This window comes from Frankia sp. AgKG'84/4 (genome assembly GCF_023242965.2).
Lineage (GTDB): Bacteria > Actinomycetota > Actinomycetes > Frankiales > Frankiaceae > Frankia.
The window spans coordinates 1-17,858 of the sequence record NZ_JALKFU020000051.1; the positions used below are offsets into that span (position 1 = coordinate 1).

At 72.2% G+C, this 17,858-nt stretch carries 17 protein-coding genes and 1 tRNA gene; 7 read left to right on the forward strand and 11 right to left on the reverse strand.

Annotated elements, in window-relative coordinates:
- Positions 1 to 259 (reverse strand): hypothetical protein (locus tag MXD58_RS06045; RefSeq protein WP_250609104.1); only part of this gene is annotated, 259 nt, incomplete at its 3' end.
- A 412-nt stretch (positions 260 to 671) separates the two neighbouring features.
- Positions 672 to 1,055 carry a hypothetical protein gene (locus MXD58_RS06050; protein WP_248838854.1) on the reverse strand — a complete coding sequence of 128 codons (384 nt, stop codon included), beginning with the start codon at positions 1,053 to 1,055 and terminating at the stop codon, positions 672 to 674.
- Positions 1,056 to 1,745: 690 nt separating this feature from the next.
- On the opposite strand from MXD58_RS06050, the gene MXD58_RS06055 reads away from it, so the two are divergent.
- The 3 genes from MXD58_RS06055 (at position 1,746) to MXD58_RS06065 (ending at position 4,790) form a co-directional block, all read left to right on the forward strand.
- Positions 1,746 to 2,279, forward strand: a complete 534-nt coding sequence (locus MXD58_RS06055; protein ID WP_248838855.1) for a peptidase inhibitor family I36 protein — start codon at positions 1,746 to 1,748, stop codon at positions 2,277 to 2,279.
- 217 nt (positions 2,280 to 2,496) lie between these two features.
- Positions 2,497 to 3,435: a hypothetical protein gene (locus MXD58_RS06060; protein ID WP_250609105.1), complete on the forward strand. Its 939-nt coding sequence runs from the start codon at positions 2,497 to 2,499 to the stop codon at positions 3,433 to 3,435.
- Positions 3,436 to 3,602: 167 nt separating this feature from the next.
- Positions 3,603 to 4,790, forward strand: coding sequence for a S8 family peptidase (locus MXD58_RS06065; RefSeq protein ID WP_248838857.1), 1,188 nt, complete (start codon positions 3,603 to 3,605; stop codon positions 4,788 to 4,790).
- Between the two features lie 15 nt (positions 4,791 to 4,805).
- Here MXD58_RS06065 and MXD58_RS06070 read toward each other — a convergent pair whose 3' ends face one another.
- Complete coding sequence (locus MXD58_RS06070; RefSeq protein WP_248838858.1) at positions 4,806 to 5,378, reverse strand: class I SAM-dependent methyltransferase; 573 nt, start codon at positions 5,376 to 5,378, stop codon at positions 4,806 to 4,808.
- Positions 5,379 to 5,558: 180 nt separating this feature from the next.
- Between MXD58_RS06070 and MXD58_RS06075 the strand changes: the two genes are divergently transcribed.
- Positions 5,559 to 6,239, forward strand: coding sequence for a helix-turn-helix domain-containing protein (locus tag MXD58_RS06075; protein WP_250609106.1), 681 nt, complete (start codon positions 5,559 to 5,561; stop codon positions 6,237 to 6,239).
- A 233-nt stretch (positions 6,240 to 6,472) separates the two neighbouring features.
- Here the strand turns inward: MXD58_RS06075 and MXD58_RS06080 are convergent.
- The 4 genes from MXD58_RS06080 to nadD all read right to left on the reverse strand — a co-directional run bounded on the left by MXD58_RS06080 (position 6,473) and on the right by nadD (position 8,503).
- Positions 6,473 to 6,546: transfer RNA gene (locus tag MXD58_RS06080), tRNA-Ala, on the reverse strand.
- A gap of 78 nt (positions 6,547 to 6,624) precedes the next feature.
- Complete coding sequence (locus MXD58_RS06085; protein WP_248838860.1) at positions 6,625 to 7,326, reverse strand: histidine phosphatase family protein; 702 nt, start codon at positions 7,324 to 7,326, stop codon at positions 6,625 to 6,627.
- Complete coding sequence (gene rsfS / locus MXD58_RS06090) at positions 7,323 to 7,742, reverse strand: ribosome silencing factor (protein WP_248838861.1); 420 nt, start codon at positions 7,740 to 7,742, stop codon at positions 7,323 to 7,325. Before rsfS ends, MXD58_RS06085 begins: the two co-directional genes overlap by 4 nt.
- A 188-nt stretch (positions 7,743 to 7,930) precedes the next feature.
- Positions 7,931 to 8,503, reverse strand: coding sequence for a nicotinate-nucleotide adenylyltransferase (gene nadD / locus MXD58_RS06095; protein ID WP_248838948.1), 573 nt, complete (start codon positions 8,501 to 8,503; stop codon positions 7,931 to 7,933).
- Between the two features lie 239 nt (positions 8,504 to 8,742).
- Between nadD and pgm the strand changes: the two genes are divergently transcribed.
- Both pgm and MXD58_RS06105 read left to right on the forward strand, forming a co-directional pair.
- Positions 8,743 to 10,386, forward strand: a complete 1,644-nt coding sequence (pgm, locus tag MXD58_RS06100) for a phosphoglucomutase (alpha-D-glucose-1,6-bisphosphate-dependent) (RefSeq protein ID WP_248838862.1) — start codon at positions 8,743 to 8,745, stop codon at positions 10,384 to 10,386.
- 19 nt (positions 10,387 to 10,405) lie between these two features.
- Positions 10,406 to 11,494 (forward strand): S-(hydroxymethyl)mycothiol dehydrogenase, encoded by a 1,089-nt coding sequence (locus MXD58_RS06105; protein ID WP_248838863.1) that lies wholly within the window; start codon positions 10,406 to 10,408, stop codon positions 11,492 to 11,494.
- Positions 11,495 to 11,562: 68 nt separating this feature from the next.
- Here the strand turns inward: MXD58_RS06105 and MXD58_RS06110 are convergent, their stop codons facing one another.
- The 4 genes from MXD58_RS06110 to MXD58_RS06125 form a co-directional block, all read right to left on the reverse strand.
- Entirely contained in the window at positions 11,563 to 12,990 is a 1,428-nt protein-coding gene (locus MXD58_RS06110; protein WP_248838864.1) for a vWA domain-containing protein, read from the reverse strand.
- A 52-nt stretch (positions 12,991 to 13,042) separates the two neighbouring features.
- Complete coding sequence (locus MXD58_RS06115; protein ID WP_248838865.1) at positions 13,043 to 13,930, reverse strand: AAA family ATPase; 888 nt, start codon at positions 13,928 to 13,930, stop codon at positions 13,043 to 13,045.
- A 144-nt stretch (positions 13,931 to 14,074) separates the two neighbouring features.
- A complete protein-coding gene (gene aceB, locus MXD58_RS06120; protein ID WP_248838866.1) occupies positions 14,075 to 15,700 on the reverse strand; it encodes a malate synthase A in 1,626 nt (541 codons plus the stop codon).
- Between the two features lie 106 nt (positions 15,701 to 15,806).
- Complete coding sequence (locus MXD58_RS06125) at positions 15,807 to 17,066, reverse strand: glutamate-5-semialdehyde dehydrogenase (RefSeq protein ID WP_248838867.1); 1,260 nt, start codon at positions 17,064 to 17,066, stop codon at positions 15,807 to 15,809.
- Positions 17,067 to 17,302: 236 nt separating this feature from the next.
- Here MXD58_RS06125 and MXD58_RS06130 point away from each other — a divergent pair.
- Positions 17,303 to 17,858 (forward strand): metallophosphoesterase family protein (locus MXD58_RS06130; protein WP_250609107.1); only part of this gene is annotated, 556 nt, incomplete at its 3' end.

Consider the following 17,858-nt stretch of genomic DNA (forward strand, 5'->3'; position numbering starts at 1 on the left):
CCGGTGACCCGATTGCGGTGGCGGCGCTCACGGGCGCACCGGTGATCTCCACCCCTGTCCCGCCCGCGGGCGGGAGGGAGCCCTCCCGGAAGGTCCGGCCGTCCGCGCCGTAGCGGACGGGGCGGGACAGCGCCGTCATGCCGAACCGGCGCCGGTCCCGGATCTGGTCGCGCCAGATCACCAGGGCCGGTACCACGAACATCGCCGCGAGCATCGTCGTGGCGATGAGGATGCGGTCCCATTCGAATGCAGCGTTCACACATCTGTCCTCAGGTACGCGGGTCCGCTCGGCGCGGCGTGCCCAGCGATGGTCACGATCCGCGGTCGCTCGGCAGGGCCGCTGCCGCGCGTCGCCGAGGCCGGGACGACGAACGCCCGGCAGCCGGGCAACGTCGCGAGGCCGAGGGACGCCGATCCGCCGACAGCCCCCACGTGCCCTGGCGTCGCCGGACCACGCGGGGGCTGTCGGGGCGTGACGCCCACGGCGGCGACCACGGCGCGTACCGTCCGCTGACGGCCGCGATCGACCATGCCGAAGCCGGAACCCGGAGATGGCACGGGCCCGCGCGGCGCGCGGACCCGCCAGAGAGGACCCGGGCGGACGACGCCCGGGTGGAAGTCGGCTCCCCGGAGGAACAGGCGCGAGCGCGAGCGCCCGACGGACCGTGGATCTACCCCGGGGTGCGGCTAGGCGGCGGGGCGCGGGCGGCGCAGCCGGTGACCTGCCCGCATGGCTGGCCGCTGCCCCGCTCGACGCGCCGCCACCAGATGAGCTGGCCGAGCACGAGTGCCGCCAGCCCGACCGCGAGCGCGTACCCACCCGGCTGGCCGGGCAGCAACGAGGCCGCCGCCACGCCGCGGCCATCTATCCGGACGGCCGTGGCCTCGGTGGCCCCGATCGGCACGGCGATCGCCACGGCGACGGGCAGTGCCCTGTCCCCCGGGTGGGCCGGCGCGGTGCCGTTGGTGCCTGGCGGGCCGCCCACCAGGCCGATCAGAAGGAGCAGCGACGCCACCCAGACCGCGCGCACGCGCCGACGGTCGAAGGTGGTCATGGCATCGAGGCTAGACGGCGGTGGGCGAAGCGTCGCGCGGGCGGTGCCCCGGCCCGTGATCTCCTCGGCCCGGCCGCCAGCCATCGACTACCAGGCGTGATGATGCTTCCCGTCCCGCCGGCTCCGGCTGGCGCCGAGGCGTGACCTGTCGCCGACGGCCGGACATCGGCGCCGGCCGGCGGCTCGATGACGTGTCGGCTATCCGTCACGGCAGGGTGCGGGGTTTCGCGACGGCCGGCGCACGACCAGGTCGGGCCCCTACCAGCGAGCTTGCCGCGCCACGCGATGACCTCTCGCTCGGGGCCACAGGCGCTGCGGCAGAACGGAAACGGCGCCAACTGCCGGGAACCGTGGACGGAACGGCACATGCCAGGATCGGAACAATCCGGCCGACCGGAAAGACCGCCCGCGACCAGGGCATTCCACCACCGATCCACGTCGACACGCTTCGCGTCGCCTTCCTGGACACCGGATGACGGCCGCCATATTTTCAATTCACACAACATCCAGCCGCCGGGCGGCGGAATTCCGCCGGACACAGCCGGACGACAGGGAATGCTGTGCGAGTGCGCGCCCACAGCCACCACGCACCATGAATCGCCATTCATTGCTGGACGTGATGGCCGGGCACCCACTGCGCCGCCATGGGGAACGGCGGCTATTCACTTCTCAACATTTCAGGGAGCCTACATGAACAGAACCGCGATGCGCCGTGGTCTGGCTGTTACCTTCGGCGGCCTGGCGCTCGCCGGCGTCGTGGCCGTGGGACAGCCCGCCAGTGCCGCGACCTCGGTGAACACGACGGGCCCGCGTCCGCCCGCGCCGGTCGCCGGTGTCGGCACGGCCAGCACCACGGACTCGTCGGCGGCCGCCCGCAACCAGGGCGGCGTACGAGGGGCGGAACTGGACGGCGTCTGCAACACCTACAGCAGCGGCTACGGCGACCTCTGCCTGTGGTACCTGCAGAACTACACCGGCAGCCGCGCAGACTTCTACTTCGGCGACAGGAACCTCAACGACAACACCTTCGTCACCCCCGGAGCCGGCCAGGGCGCACGGGTGGGCAACAACTCCGAGTCGGACTGGAACTACGACCGGCACCTCACGGCCCGCGTCTACACCGGCGTGAACTACACCGGCGTGGCCGGTGATATCCCGCCGTACACCGGCGGAAACTTCACCTCCACGTTCCGCAACAACGTCGAATCGCTCAAGTGGGTCTGATCCGCACCCCCATCGAGAACTGATCGCCCGTGGCACTGACGTCGGCACGGGCCGACCTGTCGGCCGGTTTCCGCCTTGTCGCGGAAACCGGCCGCGGTCGGTGCACACGGCCGCACCTCGGCGATTAGCCTCCTAGGATTTCAAAGGGGTCGTCATGAGCCGGATCGACCCCAAAGCATCAGTACTGCGCGGATTCGGCAGAGCGTAAGGAATCTCAATGCCACTTCGGATGGTTCGCCGAATGCGGCGCGGCGCGGCACACCGCGGGGCCGCAGCAGCTCCCTCCCGCGCCCTCATTCCATGGGCGCTGGCGGCGGCACTGACCGTGCCGGCGATGGTCGGCGCCGGGTGCGGCGGGGCGGGCGAGAAGCCGGCCGCGGACGTCCCGACCGTCGTCACCGACGCGTCCCGGCTACGGCTCCCGCTGGATCGCTACCTGCTCGACCCGCGCGACGCGGACCTCGCGGCGCGCGGCTACCGCGTGCTGCTCCGCCGGTGCGAGCAGCGCTTCGGGATCACCGGCCCACCCGAACCACCGCCAGCCGCCGGACCGAGGACGGCGAACGAACGCCGCTACGGCATCACCGACCGCAGACTCGCCACCACCGCCGGCTTCCGGGTGTCGACCGACCCCCCCGTCAGCGTGGCGAAGCCGACCGAGGCAGCGGACCCGCGCACGTCGGAGGTGCTGACCGGCGAAGGCCGACACGTCGTCGACGGTCAGCCCGTGCCACCGGGCGGCTGTTCCGGCGAAGCCAGCCGCGGAATGCGGGCCGGCGCGCCGGCGGCCGTCGACCGCTTCCTGGCCCAGCGGCTCAGCCAGGACAGCTACTTCCGGTCCCAGCGCGACCCGCGGGTCCAGGCCGTCCTGCGCACCTGGTCGGACTGCATGCGCGGGCGCGGCTTCAGCTATCCCACCCCACTGGCGGCCGCGGGAGATCCGCACTTCCGCACCGGTCCGGTGACGCCGACCGAGAAGGCCGCGGCGACGGCCGACCTCGGCTGCAAGGCGACGACCAACCTGATCGGCGTCTGGTCCTCCGTCGAGGCCGATCTGCAGCGCTCCGCAATCACCAGTAACCGTGACGCGCTGGACACGCTGCTACGGGCGAACGACGCCGAGCTGCGCGTCGTCCACGGCCTTGACCTGCGCTGACCGACCCCTCAGGAGATCCGGGCATGAGTCGACCACAGCTCCGACGATCACATTTCCGACGATTGCCACCCTGGCGACCACGACCCCGGCGACCCTGGCCGATCCGGACGGCCCGCAGGGTCACGACCGCGCTGGCCGCTGGTGCCGCCGCCAGCGCGGTTCAGTTCGTGCCACTGGGACTGACCATGGCGGCCCCCGCGCAGGCCGCGCCGCCACCCCTGACCGGCCGCTACATCGTCGTGCTGGCCTCGGCCCCGTCGTCCGGCCCGCCGCCCGCGGCCCTGAACCGGGCCCGCGGCCGCGGCGTCCGCATCTCCCGCGAGTTCCGGCACGTCATCAACGGCTACGCGGCACAGCTGGACCCAGCCCAGCTCGAGGCCGTGCGGGCTGATCCCGACGTCGCCTACATCGAGCCCGACCAGATCGTGCGTGCCAACGCGGAACCGGTGGGCCCGGCCGTGGCAGCGGGCCGCGCCCCCGAGGGGAAGCCGCCGGAGCCGACCATCGGCCGGCAGCAGCCAGCCGGCTGGGGTCTGGACCGCATCGACCAGCGTCAGGGACCCCTCGACAGCACGTACCTCTACGGGTCCACGGGTCAGGGCGTCAGCGCCTACGTCGTGGACACGGGTATCCGCGCCACCCACAGTGACTTCGGTGCTCGCGCGAGCGGCGGCTTCTCCGTCATCGACGACGGCCACGGCACCGACGACTGCAACGGCCATGGCACCCACGTCGCCGGCACCGTGGGAGGCACCGACAAGGGCGTCGCCAAGCAGGTACGCCTCGTCGGCGTGCGCGTGCTCGACTGCGACGGCTTCGGCAGCGTCAGCGGCGTCATCGCCGGCATCGACTGGATCACCGCGAACGCCGCCCGGCCGGCCGTGGTGAACCTCAGCCTCGACGCCGGTCCGTCACGGGCCCTGGACCAGGCCGTCCGTCAGTCGATCGGGTCGGGGCTGGTCTATTCCGTGGCGGCTGGCAACGGCGCCGCGGACGCCTGCGGATCCTCGCCCGGGCGCCTCCCGCGGGCCATCACGGTCGGCGCGACGACGACCGCCGACAGCCGCGACACGACCTACTCCAACTTCGGCCGGTGCGTGGACCTGTTCGCCCCGGGCACCGACATCACCTCGGACTGGAGCGAGTCCGACACCGCGACGACCTCGCTCACCGGCACCTCGATGGCCGCCCCGCACGTCGCCGGTGTCGCCGCGCTCTACCTGCAGCGCCATCCGCAGGCCGGGCCCGACCGGGTCCGCGACGCGATCGTCGAGGCCGGCACCAGGGGCACACTGCGCGCCGTCGGCGCGGGTTCACCGAACGTCCTGCTGTACTCGCGCGGAAGGGACTTCTGAGTCCGACCGAGAGACTCACGGGGCCGGCCGCTTCGCGCGAAATCGGAAGCTGCCGGCCCCGCGGCCGATGGTGACCTCCTCGAAGCCGATCGTGGCGAGCCGGCCGGGCAGCTCGTCGGGATCCACGACGACCATGATGTCCCGCAGGTGCAGGAGCCGGAAGCCGGCGCTCGCCAGGCCGTCGCTGCCGGCGAACGTCCCGCCGGGACGCAGGACGCGCAGCGCCTCGGCGAACAGCCGGTCCTGGGCCGCCCGCGAGGGCACGTGATGGAGCATCGTGAAGGCCACCACGGTGTCGAAGGATCCGGTCTCGGCCGGGATCCGGGTGGCGTCGCCGTGCACCACGCGCACCTGCGGGCCGAAGGTCCGCTCGAGCAGACCGGCGGAACGCTCGTCGATCTCCAGGATGGTCAGCTCCGGGACGCGCCGTGCCAGCACCCGGGTGGTCGCGCCGAAGCCCGGCCCGAGTTCCAGGACCTTCGGGCCGAGCGGCACGTCGGCGAGCGCCCATGGCAACACCTCGCGCTCGACCTTGTCCGCCCAGCGAGCGGAGCCGCACAGCTTGCGATGTATCAGGTTCATAGGCATGCGTCGAGCCTGACTTCGGCCGGATCAGATCGCCATGAGCTACGCTGCCAACACATGTCGCCCAGCGGCCACCGCAGCGCCGTCGCGTCCAGCTGGCCGGCCGCGGGCCGCCCCGGCACGGTCGCCATCTCGGACTTCCCGATGACGGTCGTCCCCCGCTTCACACAACATCGTCATCTGATGCATCAGCTCGTGTGGGCGCGCCGCGGGGTGCTCACCGTGCACCTCGGGTCGCAGGTGTGGTTCCTGCCGCCGACGCTGGCCCTGTGGATCCCGGCAGGTCTGGCCCACGCGACCAGCGGGACGGCCCAGACGTGGATGCGCAGCCCGTACTTCCTGCCGCCCTGCTGTCCGATCAGGTGGTCGACCGCCACCCTGATCGCGGTCGGGCCGCTGCTCGACGCGCTGCTCGACCATCTGGTGACGCCAGGGCTGCCGCCCGCCGAGCGCGCCCGCGCCGAATCCGTACTGTTCGACCAGGTGCATCCGCTGGACGCGGGCGCGCTGCCGTTGCCGATGCCGACCGATCCCCGCGCGCTGCGCGTCGCCGAGGCGCTCGTTGCCGACCCGACGGATGCCCGGACCGTACAGCGCTGGGCCGCCGACGTCGCCCTGAGCCCTCGGACACTGCGCCGGATGTTCGCCGCGCAGACCGGCCTGCCCTTCGAGCAGTGGCGCCGCCATGCCCGTCTGCGCGCCGCGATGCCGGCCCTCGCCGCCGGCCTACCGGTCAGCGCGGCTGCCCGTCGGGCGGGCTACGCGACCCCGAGCGCCTTCGTGGCCGCCTTCCACCGCACCGTCGGCATGCCACCGGCCACCTACTTCGCCCCGCGCCGCGCCAGCGGCGCCCCAGAATCATGAGACGGCGTCCGCCTGGCTGCCCCGCAGCGCGGCGATCGCCAGCTGGTCCCTGTCCAGGCAAAGGGTCACCATCTAGCCCGCGGCGTCAAGCGACCGGGATCAGGAGAGACGCGCCCCGCCCGCCCCATCACGGTCAGCACGCCGTGATGTAAAGCCGGTGCCGATATACACTCCGACGCGATACCTATGACAAGAAAACCCACCCTGCAGGGTGGGCGAAACTAGAAATTGGGTGGAGCTGAGGGGATTCGAACCCCTGACCCTCACACTGCCAGTGTGATGCGCTACCAGACTGCGCCACAGCCCCAACTGCTGTTCTTTTATATCAGACCGAGGCGAACTCGGTGTTTTGCCCTTCCAGGCCCGAACCACCGTGCCCGGGAAGTTACTTCGGCAAGTGTACAGCCTCCGTGTCGGACCCGGCCGGGCCCCCCTGGCTGGGCAGGAAGGACTCGGACAACCCCGATCCGGTGGCGCCGATCTTACCAGGCAGCAGCGGACCGGCGTTGTGCTCGGTGAGCCGGAACCCGCCCTCGGCGAGGCGCAGCTGGGACCACCGGCAGTTCGCCAGCGGGCCGAAGTGCCACCACAGCTCCGGCGGCAGTCCCAGCACGTGACCGATCAGGGATCGGCCGGTGCCACCGTGGAGCACGAAGACGATGAGGCCGTCCGGCTCGGTGGGCACGCCCTCGGCGCGGATCTCGTCGAGCAGCGTCCCGGCCCGGGCGGCGACCTCCCGGTAGGTCTCGCCGCCGCCGCGCCGCACGTCCTCGCCGGCACGCCAGGCGCGGTCCTCCGCCGGGAAACGCTCGGCGGCCTCGGCGCCGGTCAGGCCGGACCATCCGCCGAGGTCGATCTCACGCAGCCGGGGGTCCGTGCGGAACGGAAGGTCGAGGCCGGCCGCTGTGTCCCGGCAGCGCTGCAGGTCCGAGGAGACGACGAGCTCGGGGTTCATCCCGCGGATCAGCGGGGCCACGGCGGCGACCTGGGCGCGGCCGGTGGCGTCGAGCGGCGCGTCGGCGTGCCCCTGGAAGCGGCCGGCGTCGTTCCAGGTGGTCCGGCCGTGCCGCCAGAGGAGCAGCCTCACGGGGTGGTGCCCGCGCCGCCGCGCGGCTCGCCCCCAGCCGGCGCGCCGGCGGGGACCGCCGCGTCGGTGAACGGGATCACCGGGCAGTCCTTCCACAGCCGCTCCAGCGCGTAGAAGACGCGCTCCTCGTCGCTCTGCACGTGCACGACGATGTCGACGAAGTCGAGCAGGACCCAGCGGCCCTCCCGTTCGCCCTCCCGCCGCACGGGTTTGGCGCCAAGCTGCCGCAGCTTCTCCTCGACCTCGTCGACGATGCCCTTGACCTGCCGTTCGTTCGCGGCGGAGGCCAGCACGAAGCAGTCGGTGATGGCGAGTCGTTCGCTCACGTCGAGGACCAGCAGCTCGTGGCCGAGCTTGTCGGCCGCGGCCTGGGCGGCGGCGAGGGCAAGCTCGACGGCTCGCGGGGAAGCGGTCACGCTCGGGTTCTCTCCTGGATGCCGATGTCCGCGGGCGGCCGTTTCGGGCTGTCCGCGCGCCGCCCGGGATCGGGCGGCTGGGTCCAGCGTGACACATCCGCGCCAGGACAGGGCACCCATCAGGCCGGCGATGCGTCGAAACCCGTGCTATAGGGGCGCTGTGCCGGCGTTGCGCCGGCGCGCGACGGTCAGTCCGTGGCCTGGTAGAGATGACGCTTGGCGATGTAGCGCACGACCCCGTCCGGGGTGAGGTACCAGATCGGCGCGCCCCGCCCGACCCGCTCCCGGATGTCGGACGAGGAGATCGCCAGCGCCGGTACCTCCAGCAGGCTCACCGTGTCCGGCGGTAGCGTGGCGTCGAGCGCGAGCTGGTAGCCGGGGCGGCTGACGCCGATGAAGTGGGCCAGGGCGAACAGCTCGCGGTGGTCGCGCCAGGTGAAGATCTGCCCGAGCGCGTCCGCACCGGTGATGAAGAACAGGTCGTCGTCCGGCCGGGCACCACGCAGGTGACGCAGCGTGTCGATCGTGTAGGTCGCGCCGTGCCGGTCGATCTCCATCCGGCTGACGGTGAACTGCGGGTTCCCCGCGGTCGCGAGGAAGGTCATCAGGTAACGGTCCTCGGCCGCGGACACGACGCGGTGGACCTTCTGCCAGGGCTGCCCGCTCGGCACGAACACGACCTCGTCCAGGTCGAACAGCGCGGCGACCTCGCTCGCGGCCACCAGGTGGCCGTTGTGGACGGGATCGAAGGTCCCGCCCATCACACCGAGTCGCACGTGTCGGACCCTAACCCCGCGCCGGTGGCACACGCCCGCCTCCCGCGGCCGGGCGGGAGATGTCCCACACCGGCCGTCACCGACGACGAGCGGGCCTCACCTGGGAGAACCTGCCGGTCCTCGGCGGCGGACCGGGACGGGCCCGGCCACGCGGCAGGTGATCCGGCTAGGCTGGGCGCAGGCCGCCGGCCAGCCCCGCTCCCGACCGCGAGGAGGCGCCGCCCATGCCGATCAGCCCACGCGCGGGCCAGCCCGCCGCTCCCGAGGACCTCATCGACGTCAACGCGCTCATCGCGGCGTATCACGACCGTCATCCCGATCCCGCCGACCCGGCGCAACGGGTCGCGTTCGGCACCTCGGGGCATCGCGGCTCGGCGCTGCGCGGCTCGTTCAACGCCGACCACATCCTCGCCACCACCCAGGCGATCTGCGAGTTCCGCGCATCCGCCGGAGTGGACGGACCGCTGTTCATCGGCGTCGACACCCATGCCCTGTCCGCGCCGGCGCTGGAGAGCGCCCTGGAGGTGCTCGTCGCCAACGGGGTGGACGTGCGGATCGCCCCGGACGGGCAGGCCACGCCGACCCCGGTGATCTCGCACGCGATCCTCGGGCACAACCGGGACGGCGCCCGCGCCCGTGGGGCCGCCGACGGCATCGTGGTCACCCCGTCGCACAACCCGCCCGCCGACGGCGGGTTCAAGTACAACCCGACCCACGGCGGCCCAGCGGACACGGCCGTCACGAAGGTCATCGAGGACCGGGCCAACGCCCTGCTGGAGGCTGGTCTCGCCGGGGTCGCGCGGGTGGCGTACCCGGGGGCGCGGGCCGCCGCGGTGGTGCACGACTACGTCGGTGCGTACGTCGAGGACCTCGCCGACGTGGTCGATCTCGACGCGATCCGCGGGGCCGGGGTGCGCCTCGGCGTCGATCCGCTCGGCGGCGCGAGCCTGGTCTACTGGCAGGCGATCGCCGAGCGGTTCAAGCTCGACCTGGAGATCGTGAACACCGCCGTCGATCCGACGTTCGCCTTCATGACAACCGACTGGGACGGCAAGATCCGGATGGATCCGTCCTCGCCGTACGCGATGGCCTCGCTGCTGCGCCTCGCCGGTTCCTTCGACGTGTCGCTCGCCAACGACGCCGACGCGGACCGGCACGGCGTCGTCACCCCCGGCGCGGGGCTGCTGAACCCGAACCACTTCCTGTCCGCGGCGATCGAGTACCTGTTCGGCCACCGTGACGGCTGGGGGTCGGGCACCGCGATCGGCAAGACGCTGGTGAGCTCCAGCATGATCGACCGGGTCGGCGCGGGTCTGGGCCGGTCCGTCGTCGAGGTGCCCGTCGGCTTCAAGTGGTTCGTCGCCGGACTCACCGACGGCACGCTGGGCTTCGGCGGCGAGGAGAGCGCGGGCGCGTCGTTCCTGCGCCGCGGCGGCGGGGTGTGGACGACAGACAAGGACGGCATCATCGCCTGCCTGCTCGCCGCCGAGATGACCGCGGTCACCGGCCGTGACCCGGGCCGCCTTTACGAGGAGCTGACCGCACGGCACGGCGCGCCGGCGTACCGCCGCGTCGACGCGCCCGCGTCGACGGCGCAGAAGAAGGTGCTGGCCGCGCTGACCCCGGCGAGCCTCGGCGCGACCACGGTGGCCGGGTCGCCGGTCACCGCGGCGCTGTCCCACGCGCCGGGCAACGGCGCGCCGATCGGCGGGGTGAAGGTCGTGACCGCCGAGGCGTGGTTCGCCGCCCGCCCGTCCGGTACCGAGGACGTCTACAAAATCTACGCTGAGAGCTTCCGTGGGCCGGACCATCTCGACGAGGTGATCGGCGAGGCCCAGAGGATCGTGGACGCGGCGCTCGCCGGGTAGGCGCCGTATCGAGGAGGAGATGTCTGTGCAGGAAGTCCGTGGAGTGATCGCCCGGGCCAAGGGCGCGCCGGTCGAGGTCGCGACGATCCTCGTGCCGGAGCCCGGCCCGGGCGAGGCTGTCGTGCGGATCCAGGCCTGCGGGGTCTGCCACACCGACCTGCACTACCGCGAGGGCGGTATCAACGACGACTTCCCGTTCCTGCTCGGCCATGAGGCCGCGGGCATCGTCGAGACGGTCGGCGACGGCGTCACCGACGTCGCGCCGGGTGACTACGTGGTGCTCAACTGGCGGGCCGTGTGCGGGGACTGCCGGGCCTGCCGGCGCGGCCGTCCCTGGTACTGCTTCGCGACGCACAACGCCACCCAGCCGATGACCCTGACCGACGGCACGAAGCTGTCGCCGGCGCTCGGGATCGGCGCGTTCGTCGAGAAGACGCTGGTGCACGCCGGCCAGTGCACGAAGGTCGACCCGGCCGCCCGGCCGGCGGCCGCGGGGCTGCTCGGCTGTGGCGTGATGGCCGGCATCGGCGCAGCGGTGAACACCGGGGGCGTCGGGCGCGGCGACTCGGTCGCCGTCATCGGCTGCGGCGGTGTCGGCGACGGCGCGATCGCCGGGGCCCGCCTCGCCGGCGCCGCGAAGATCATCGCGGTGGACACCGACCCGCGCAAGCTGGAGTGGGCGCGCGGCTTCGGCGCGACCCACACGGTCAACGCGAAGGAGTCCGACCCGGTCGCGGCGATCCAGGACCTCACCGGCGGCTTCGGCGCCGACGTCGTGATCGACGCTGTCGGTCGGCCGGAGACGTACAAGCAGGCCTTCTACGCCCGCGACCTGGCCGGCACGGTCGTGCTCGTCGGCGTGCCGACCCCGGAGATGACCCTCGAGCTGCCGCTGCTGGACGTGTTCGGCCGCGGCGGCGCGCTGAAGTCGTCCTGGTACGGCGACTGCCTGCCGTCGCGGGACTTCCCCCTACTCATCGACCTCTACCAGCAGGGCCGCCTCGACCTCGACGCGTTCGTCACCGAGGAGATCGCCCTCGACGGCGTCGAGGAGGCGTTCACCCGGATGCATTCCGGTGACGTGCTGCGCTCCGTGGTCATCTTCTAGGTCGCATTTCGGCTATCGCACGGCGCTCGACAAGCTCATGCCGCGGACCGGTCGGGCGCCGACGCCGGTCAGGACGGCAGCAGACGCTCGACGAACTGCTGGAGCTGGTCGACGTTGCGGCATTCGACCATCTCGTCGACCAGCTCGGCGTAGATCTCCGATGCCGAGTCGCCGGAGCCCCAGTAGGCGCGGGGTTCCGGATTGAGCCAGTACGAGTGGCGGGCCTGCGCGCACAGCTGACGGAGGACGGTGGCCGACGTCGCCCGGTAGTTGTTGCGCGCGTCGCCGAGGATCAGCAGCGACGTCCGCGGGCCCACCGCGTCGGAGTAGCGTTCGGCGAACACCTCGATGGCCCGGCCGTAGTCGCTGTGCCCGTCGTAGTAGACGAGGTTGGCCTCCCGCGAGATGCGCGCCATCATGTCGCCGACGTCGACTCCGCGCAGGAACCGGGTGACCTCGTCGGTGCTCTCGATGAACGCGAACGCGCGGACCTTGGTGAACTGCTCGCGCAGGGCGTGCGTCAGCAGCAGCGTGAAATGGGCGAAGGACGACACCGAACCGGAGACGTCGCAGAGCACGACCAGCTCGGGCTTGTGCGGCTTGCGCGGCCGGTGCTTCGTCTCGACGGGCACCCCACCGGTCGCCAGCGACGCGCGGACGGTGCGGCGGAAGTCCAGCCGGCCGTCGCGGCCGAGGTGGCGACGTGCGGTGAGGCGGGTCGCCAACCGCCGGGCCAGCGGATACACCTGCCGGCGCAGCTCCACCAGGTCACGCTGGGAGGCGCGGAGGAACTCGACCTGGTCGTCCAGGGGTCGCACCGCCGTGCGCTCGATCGCCTCGATGCCGCGTTCCTCCGCCATCCGGCGGCGCACTTCGGCGGCGACCATCTCCTCGAACGACCGGATCCGGTCGGCGATCGTCTGCCGGGCCGCCCGCTCGGCGAGGCCGCCGCGTTCCTCGTCACCGAGCAGGATCGTCAGCAGGTCCGCGGTCAGGGTCTCCGCGGACATCGCGCGCAACGCCCGGTAGAGAAACCAGGACCGCCCCGAGCTGCCCGGTGCGGAACCGAACGCGTTCACCGCTCGGCGAGCCAGCGAGCGCAGCGACTCGTCGTCACCGTCGCGCAGGGCGTCACGCAGCTCGTCGCGCAGCGCCCGGCGCAGCGTCTCGAGGTCCTCGGGGGTCAGCTCGCCGGGCTCCGTCGCGGGGTCCTCGCCAGGCGCACCGTTGCCGGACTCGTCGGCCTGCGGGTCCTCCAGCGAGACGCCGTCCCCGATGCGGGGTGGGAAGTACAGGTCGAACAGTGTGTCGAAGGCCGGCCGGTACAACGGGCGCTTACACAGCGTCGCCGCAAGCGCCGCCCGCACGGCGTCGCGGTCCAGCCAGCCCAGGGCCCCGACGGCCGCGGCGGCATCCACCGTCTCGGCGGTGCTGACCGGGATGCCGGCCCGGCGCAGCGCCGCGGTGAACGTGACGGTGCGGTCCAGCAGATTCACGCCGACGCCCCCTGTCGGTCTGGTTCGTGGTCTGACCCGCGGTGGCACCGGGTCAGTTCGCGGAGAGTTTGAGCTGGTCGATGGCGCGTGCCTGATCGCTGGCGTGCTTGAGCACAACGCCGAGAGTGGAGGCGACCGCAGCCTCGTCGAAGGTGTCGAAGCCGAGGGCGAGCACCGTGTGCGCCCAGTCGATGGACTCCGCGATGGACGGCGCCTTCCTCAGCTCCATCGCGCGCAGCGCGCGCACGACACGCACCAACGCCTCGGCGAGCTTCTCCGGCAGGTCCGGGACGCGGGAGAGCACGATCTCCTTCTCCCGCTCGGCCGAGGGATAGTCGAGGTGGAGGTACAGGCAGCGCCGTTTGAGAGCCTCGGACAGCTCACGGGTCGCGTTCGAGGTGAGAATGACGAACGGCTTGCGCACGGCGGTGATGGTGCCCAGTTCCGGGATCGTCACCTGGAAGTCGGAGAGCACCTCCAGCAGCAGCCCCTCCACCTCGACGTCGGCCTTGTCGGTCTCGTCCACGAGCAGCACGGTGGGTTCCTCGCGCCGGATCGCGGTGAGCAGCGGCCGCGACAGCAGGAACTCCTCGCTGAAGATGTCGTCGTGCGCCTGCTGCCAGCCCTGCGTGCCGGACTCACCGGAGCCGGCCTGAATGCGCAGGAGCTGCTTCTTGTAGTTCCACTCGTACAGCGCGCGTGCCTCGTCGAGGCCCTCGTAGCACTGCAGGCGGATCAGTTCCGCGCCGACGGCACTGGCCAGCGCCTTGGCCAGTTCCGTCTTGCCGACGCCAGCCGGCCCTTCGACCAGCAGCGGTTTCCGGAGCCGGTCAGCCAGGAAGACCGTGGTGGCAATCGCCTCGTCCGCGAGATAGCCAGTGGCGCCCAGGCGTTCCCGCACATCGGCGACATCCGCGAATGTGTGTTCCTGCAGCGACATGGCCACCTTCCGTTCGCATGTCAAGCATCGCCACGTCCATAGTGCCAGCACATTGGTCGGGACGCGTCCGGCCATCGGTAGGACACCGCGGCGCGTGGCGCCGCGGTGTCACGGTCCGGAAACACTTCGCGCAAACGGCGGAGGTCAGTCGATACGTTCGTAGGCCGGCAGTGTGAGGAACTCAACAAAATCCGCGCCCAGGGCGGTCTCCTCGAAGACTGCCGCGGCGTCCTTCCACCGGCCGCCGTCGAACGCCGCTCCCCCGATGGTGCTCTGGATCTCGGCGAGCACCTCGGCGAGCGTGGTGCGGACGAGCTCCGCGGTGACCGGGCGGCCGTCGTCCAGGGTGACCCCGGCGGCGATCCACTGGAAGATCTGGCTGCGGGAGATCTCCGCGGTGGCCGCGTCCTCCATCAGGTTGTCGATGCCGACCGCGCCGGTACCGCGCAGCCAGCTCTCCAGGTAGCGAATGCCGACGCTGATGTTCCCGCGCAGGCCCGCGGCCGTCACCGACCCTGGGGTGGCACGCACGGCGAGCAGGTCGGCGGCGGTCACCGAGACGTCGTCACGTTGGCGGCCGAGCTGGTTCGGCGCCTCGCCGAGCACCCCATCGAACACCTCGGTGCACACCGGGACCAGGTCGGGGTGAGCCACCCAGCTGCCGTCGAACCCATCGCCGGACTCGCGCTCCTTGTCGGCGCGGACCTTCGCCAGGGCCACGGCGTTGACCTCCTCGTCGCGGCGGGACGGGATGAACGCGGCCATGCCGCCGATCGCGTGGGCGCCGCGGCGGTGGCAGGTCGACACGAGCAGTTCCGTATACGCCCGAAGGAACGGGACGGTCATCGTCACGCTGTTGCGGTCGGGCAGCAGGAACTCTTCGGGGCGGGAGGCGAACGTCTTGATGGTGGAGAACATGTAGTCCCAGCGGCCGGCGTTCAGGCCGGCGGAGTGCTCCCGCAGCTCGTAGAGGATCTCCTCCATCTCGAAGGCCGCGGGCAGCGTCTCGATGAGCACGGTCGCGCGGATGGTGCCGATCGGCAGGCCGAGCTCGGCCTGCGCGGCGGTGAACACCTCGTTCCACAGCCGCGCCTCGAGGTGGCTCTCCATCTTGGGCAGGTAGAAGTACGGCGCGCGGCCGAGGGCGCGCAGCGCGAGGGCGTTGCGGAACAGGTACATCCCGGCGTCGAACAGTGCTCCGACGATGGGTTCGCCGTCGACAGTGACGTGCCGTTCGGGCAGGTGCCAGCCCCGGGGGCGCACCACGAGGGTCGCGGTGGTCTCGTTCAGGGTGTAGCGCCTGCCGTCCGGGTTGACGTGGCTGATCGTGCCGGCGATCGCCTCGCTGAGATTGTGCTGGCCGACGACCATGTTCGACCAGGTCGGGACGTTCGCGTCCTCCAGGTCGGCCATGAACACCCTGGCGCCGCTGTTGAGCGCGTTGATGAGCATCTTCGCGTCGGTCGGCCCGGTGATCTCCGCGCGGCGGTCCACCAGCCCGGGCGCCGGTGGCGCGACCTGCCACTGCGCGGCGCGCACGGGCGCCGTCTCGGCAAGGAAGTCGAGGCTCGCCCCGGCGGCGATCGCCGCGCGCCGCGCGCCGCGGGCCGCGAGCAGCTCCGCGCGCCGGGGGGCAAACGTGCGGTGCAGGCCGGCGACAAAGGCGATCGCCTCGTCGGAGAGCACCGCGTCGACCTGATCCCCGGTCAGCCCCGGCACGTCCCGCACGACGGAGACACCCTGCGTGCTTACCCCGACCAACCCGCCCATGCCAACCCCTCACCGTCGCCGCCCTGCTCCGGCCTCCAGTGTCGGGGGCCGGGCGGACGCCCGCACCAGATGTGCCCGCTGGCCCACGCTACGGCCCGGTGTGGGGTCAGCTCACGAGATGACCGTCACCGACGCCGATCCAGGTCGTCGAGGTCAGCTCGGCCAGACCCATCGGACCGCGGGCGTGCAGCTTCTGCGTGGAGATGCCGATTTCGGCGCCCATGCCGAACCGCTCGCCGTCGGTGAACCGGGTCGAGGCGTTGACCATCACCGCCGCGCTGTCGCAGGCCAGGGCGAAACGCCGGGACGCACTTAGCGAGCGGGTGACGATCGCCTCGGTGTGCCCGCTCCCCCAGCGGCGGATGTGCGCCACCGCGTCGTCGAGCGAGTCCACCACCCGCACGGCCAGATCGAGCGAGAGGTACTCGGCCGCCCAGTCGTCGTCGGTGGCGGGCACGGCACGCGGGTCGACGGCGCGCACCGCGTCGTCACCATGCACGGTGACGCCCGCGCCGTGCAGCGCCTCGAGCACCCGCGGCAGGAAGTGGCCGGCCACGTCCCGGTGCACCAGCAGGGTCTCCGCGGAGTTGCAGACCGAGACCCGGCTGGTCTTCGCGTCCAGCGTGATCGCCACGGCCTGGTCGAGATCGGCCTGCTCGTCGACGTAGACGTGGCAGTTGCCGGCCCCGGTCTCGATCACCGGCACCGTCGACTCCTCGACGACGGCCCGGATCAGCCCGGCGCCGCCGCGCGGGATGAGCACGTCGACGAGCCCCCGCAGGCGCATCAGGTGTTTGACCGACTCGTGGTCGAGCCCGGGGACGAGCTGGACCGCGTCGGCGGGTAGGCCGACCGCCGCAGCCGCGTCCCGCAGGACGCCGACCAACGCGGTGTTGGACCGCGCGGCCGAGGCGCTGCCGCGCAGGAGCACCGCGTTGCCGCTCTTGAGGCACAGCCCGGCGGCGTCGACGGTGACGTTCGGCCGGGCCTCGTAGATGATCCCGACGACGCCGAGAGGAACCCGGACCTGCCGCAGCTCCATCCCGTTGGGCAGCAGCCGGCCGCGCACCACCTCTCCGACCGGATCGTCCAGCGCGGCGACCTGGCGCAGCCCGTCGGCGATGCCGGCCAGCCGGGCCGGGGTGAGGGTGAGCCGGTCGACCATCGCGGGCACCGTGCCCGCGGCCCGCGCGGTCTCGACGTCCTCGGCGTTGGCGGCGAGGATCTCCGCCGACCGGGCCGGGAGCGCCTCGGCCATCGCCAGCAGGGCGCGGTCCTTGCGCTCACGGCTGAGCGGGGCCAGCTCGGCCGCCGCCGCCCGGGCGCGTACCGCTACGTCTCGGACAGCCTCCGCAGAGGTGTTCATCTCTGGATCCTCCGTAAGTGCGGGCGCCGCGGCGCAACCCACACCTACGAGGCTACCGGCGACAGACAGCACCGGCGGGCCGCTCGGCGAGCCTGCCGGCAAGCTCGCCGAACTGGTTGGCCACGGAGCGCGCCGGGCCGCCACAACGCCGACCTCGAGGCCCGTGACGGTCACGGAAATGGCCGGTGCGGACCCCCGTTGCCGGCCGACGACGCCCGCCTGCCTACCGTGCTCCCATGCTCGCCCTGCACACCTCCGACTGGCATCTCGGCCGCGGGCTGCACGGCCACGATCTGCTGGCGGCCCAGGCCGCCTTCGTGGACCACCTCGTCGAGGTCGTCCGGGCGGAGTCCGTGGACGTCGTGCTCGTCGCCGGGGACGTGCACGACCGTGCGATCCCGCCCGTGCGCGCGCTCGAGCTGTTCGACGAGGCGCTCTCGCGCCTGCGCGACGCGGCCGCCCACGTCGTGGTGATCAGCGGCAACCATGACGCGGCCCGCCGGCTGGGCGACAAGTCCGGTCTGCTCGACCAGCGGATCAGCATCCGGACGAACCCGGCCGCGGTCGCCACGCCGGTCGTCCTGGCCGATGCCGACGGCCCGGTGTATGTCTACCCGTTGCCCTACCTGGAGCCGGCGACGGCCCACGGACTGCTGCCGGACCCCCAGGGCGCCGCCGCGCCCGACGACGGCCGGGTGGGTTCGGCGAGCTCCGCGAGCCGGCCGGGCGACGATCCGCCCGCTGAGGAGTTGGCCGGTCGGTCGCCGGCCGCGACGATGCGGCGGGCGATGC

Coding starts and splice junctions, on each gene's coding strand:
- nadD (WP_248838948.1), bottom strand. CDS start 8,503: ATGGGCGGGACCTTCGATCCCGTCCACAACGGCCACCTGGTGGCCGCG.
- MXD58_RS06125 (WP_248838867.1), bottom strand. CDS start 17,066: ATGAACACCTCTGCGGAGGCTGTCCGAGACGTAGCGGTACGCGCCCGG.
- MXD58_RS06055 (WP_248838855.1), top strand. CDS start 1,746: ATGAACAGAACCGCGATGCGCCGTGGTCTGGCTGTTACCTTCGGCGGC.
- MXD58_RS06105 (WP_248838863.1), top strand. CDS start 10,406: ATGTCTGTGCAGGAAGTCCGTGGAGTGATCGCCCGGGCCAAGGGCGCG.
- MXD58_RS06075 (WP_250609106.1), top strand. CDS start 5,559: ATGCATCAGCTCGTGTGGGCGCGCCGCGGGGTGCTCACCGTGCACCTC.
- MXD58_RS06115 (WP_248838865.1), bottom strand. CDS start 13,930: ATGTCGCTGCAGGAACACACATTCGCGGATGTCGCCGATGTGCGGGAA.
- MXD58_RS06050 (WP_248838854.1), bottom strand. CDS start 1,055: ATGACCACCTTCGACCGTCGGCGCGTGCGCGCGGTCTGGGTGGCGTCG.
- aceB (WP_248838866.1), bottom strand. CDS start 15,700: ATGGGCGGGTTGGTCGGGGTAAGCACGCAGGGTGTCTCCGTCGTGCGG.
- MXD58_RS06070 (WP_248838858.1), bottom strand. CDS start 5,378: ATGCCTATGAACCTGATACATCGCAAGCTGTGCGGCTCCGCTCGCTGG.
- pgm (WP_248838862.1), top strand. CDS start 8,743: ATGCCGATCAGCCCACGCGCGGGCCAGCCCGCCGCTCCCGAGGACCTC.
- MXD58_RS06060 (WP_250609105.1), top strand. CDS start 2,497: ATGCCACTTCGGATGGTTCGCCGAATGCGGCGCGGCGCGGCACACCGC.